Consider the following 3,425-nt stretch of genomic DNA (forward strand, 5'->3'; position numbering starts at 1 on the left):
AATAAGACATAAAATGCGCTGATATGAGACTGATAGCTTCTTGTGAATAAAGTAGTAGTTTACACCGCACATACTTCTGAACGGACGATAAAGCGCTTACCTTCAGGTATCTCAAGCGAAAAACTGGCCCCGCGTCCATCGACCACATCGATGGTTAAATCCGTATGTTGCCAAAGTTTATGCTGCGCTTTACCCATATAAAAGGGACAGCCAGCGAGCTCACCGATGAGCACGTCTTGGCCGCCCACTTTAAACTCGCCCAATGGATAACACATCGGTGAGCTACCATCGCAGCAGCCGCCAGATTGATGGAACATCAGGTCACCGTGTTTGGACTTTAATAGCTCAATTAACGCAACGCAGGCTTCTGTCGCTTCAAGTTTCATAACGTGCTCCTTATTTTTAAACTTTTACCCAAACTAATCGGTAAAATATAAAAGGCCGCATCATCATCACTCACATCATTAATAGCATGTGGCTGAAAACGATACGACCTGTTATTTGTGACCAAACGTCGTAATTATCGAGATAATTTCTAAAAAATAAAAATGTCTCAAATAATTGACATGTCTACATAGAGTAATCAATGACGATGCGACCCTCAATCTTACCATCACGCATACGATCAAAAATGTCATTGATGTTTTCAAGTGGCTCAGCGGCAACAGTCGCTTTTACTTGACCTGCCGCTGCCATATCTAGCGACTCTTGTAGGTCCAGGCGTGTACCAACGATTGAGCCACGAATGGTAATACCATTTAGTACCGTATCAAAGATAGAGACAGGGAAGTCGCCTGTTGGCAGACCATTACAGACTAAAGTACCACCGCGGCGCAGCATGGTCAGCGCTTGATCAAAGGCCTTAGAGGAGACGGCTGTCACTAGCACACCATGAGCACCGCCGATCTCTTCTTGCAGATACTCACCAGGATCGGTGTTTTTGGCATTGACGGTGACTTTTGCCCCCAGTTTTTTGGCAAAATCGAGCTTTTCATCGTCAATATCGACGGCAGCAACGTTCAGTCCCATGGCAATGGCGTACTGTACCGCCATGTGACCAAGTCCACCGATACCTGAAATGACGACCCAATCACCTGGTTTGGTGTCTGTCATTTTCAGACCTTTATATACCGTCACACCCGCACATAGAACTGGTGCAATCTCAACAGAGTCAACGCTCTCAGGAATAATGCCAACATAGTCAGCATCTGCCAATACGTATTCTGCAAAGCTACCATTCACTGAGTAGCCAGAGTTCTTTTGACTTAGGCACAGGGTTTCCCAGCCACCTAGACAGTGCGTACAGTGACCACAGGCAGAGTAGAGCCAAGGCACACCGACACGGTCGCCTTCTTTAACATGCTTAACACCTTCACCCACAGCAGTGATCAGGCCGACACCTTCATGACCAGGGATAAACGGGGGGCTTGGTTTGACTGGCCAATCGCCTTCGACAGCGTGCAGGTCGGTATGACAGACACCTGATGCCTGCATTTTTACTACAATTTGACCAGGACCTGGGGTAGGGATATCAACTTCTTCAATCTGCAGAGGTTGGTTGAACTCATGCAGAACCGCAGCTTTCATTTTATTAGCCATGTTACTTTCTCCTTATCGTGGATGGTGAGTTGATAGATGTCATATCTACCAACTCATTATTTTATGGTGGCTGCCATAAAGTGCGTGACAGACAGGCTTAAAAGAAGCCCATCTTTTTGGGACTATAAGAAACCAGCATGTTTTTGGTTTGCTGATAATGATCAAGCATCATTAGATGGTTTTCGCGGCCGATACCCGATTGCTTGTAGCCACCAAATGCAGAATGCGAAGGATAGATGTGGTAGCAGTTGGTCCACACGCGACCTGCTTGGATGCCACGTCCGAAGCGATAGGCTTTGTGTACACTGCGTGTCCAGACTCCAGCACCAAGACCATATAAGGTATCATTGGCAATGCTCATGGCCTCTTCGTCGTCTTTAAATTTCGTGACGGCAAGTACTGGTCCAAAGATTTCTTCTTGGAACACGCGCATATCATTGGTGCCTTCAAAGATGGTCGGTTTCACATAATAACCGTCGCCAAGCTCGCCATCGTGTTTGGCTTGCTCGCCGCCAACCAAGACTTTTGCGCCTTCTTTTTTACCGATATCCAGATAAGATAAGATTTTTTCTAACTGGTCTGAGCTGGCTTGGGCACCAATCATGGTGTCAGTGTCTAGTGGATTGCCCATTTTGATGGCTTTGACGCGCTCGATACAGCGTTTGATAAATTCATCATAAATACTCTCATGTACCAGAGCACGCGACGGACAGGTACAAACCTCACCTTGGTTTAAGGCAAACATGACCAAACCTTCAACGGCTTTATCCAAGAAATCATCGTCTTCGTCCATGACATCAGCAAAGAAGATATTTGGACTCTTACCACCCAGCTCTAGGGTAACTGGAATGATGTTTTCACTGGCGTACTGCATGATTAGGCGACCAGTAGTCGTCTCACCAGTAAAGGCAACTTTATTGATACGTGGATTGGAGGCAAGCGGCTTACCAGCTTCAACTCCGAAACCGTTGACCACGTTGAGGACACCTTTTGGTAAGATATCAGCAATCCCGATCGTCTCTAGCATAAATAGGATAGAGGCAGGCGTTTGCTCTGCAGGCTTGAGTACTATACAGTTACCAGCAGCAAGCGCAGGGGCTAGCTTCCATACTGCCATGAGGATCGGAAAGTTCCATGGGATAATTTGGCCGACGACACCAAGTGGCTCATGGAAGTGATAAGCAACCGTGTCATCATCAATTTGACTGATGCCGCCTTCTTGGGCGCGAATGGCACTGGCAAAATAGCGAAAGTGATCGACAGCTAATGGAATGTCTGCTGCTAGGGTTTCACGTACAGGCTTGCCGTTTTCATACGTTTCGGCAATGGCGATGGCTTCTAAATTGGCTTCCATCTTATCTGCAATTTTGAGCAGTAGATTGGCACGTTCAGCGACACTGGTTTTGCCCCAAGCGTCTTTGGCAGCATGAGCAGCGTCTAAGGCTTTTTCAATATCCGCTTCTTTTGAACGGGCGACTTGGCAGATGACTTTACCGTCAATGGGGCTGGTGTTGTCAAAGTATTCTCCATCGGCTGGTGCGACCCACTCACCATTGATAAAGTTGTCATATTTTTCGCGGAATTGGACGGGGCTGTTTTCTGTATTGGGATAGGCGTGTAGCATTAACGACTCCTTGTTGTATTAATTTATAAAGCAAATAAACGTTCAAGCCTTTGATATATGATCTTTTGAGGTCATATCTATAAAGTCACTTGCACGGTTTTGCTGGATCTTCCTGATCAGGTTGACAGTCTATCCTACTGAACTTTTATACATAAAGATAGGTGCTTTTAGTAAAGCAAATCAGGTTGTTTCATAAATTTAG

At 46.0% G+C, this 3,425-nt stretch carries 3 protein-coding genes; all 3 read right to left on the bottom strand.

What is annotated here, in order from left to right:
- Positions 1–59: 59 nt before the first annotated feature.
- Positions 60–386, bottom strand: coding sequence for a DUF779 domain-containing protein (locus ACZ2XM_RS15340; protein ID WP_060995664.1), 327 nt, complete (start codon positions 384–386; stop codon positions 60–62).
- Between the two features lie 184 nt (positions 387–570).
- Positions 571–1,599: an alcohol dehydrogenase AdhP gene (gene adhP, locus ACZ2XM_RS15345; RefSeq protein ID WP_490589839.1), complete on the bottom strand. Its 1,029-nt coding sequence runs from the start codon at positions 1,597–1,599 to the stop codon at positions 571–573.
- A 97-nt stretch (positions 1,600–1,696) separates the two neighbouring features.
- A complete protein-coding gene (gene exaC / locus ACZ2XM_RS15350; protein WP_133378726.1) occupies positions 1,697–3,223 on the bottom strand; it encodes an acetaldehyde dehydrogenase ExaC in 1,527 nt (508 codons plus the stop codon).
- Positions 3,224–3,425 lie beyond the last annotated feature (202 nt).

The organism is Psychrobacter sp. CoH-33_TS_01 (assembly GCF_058189395.1).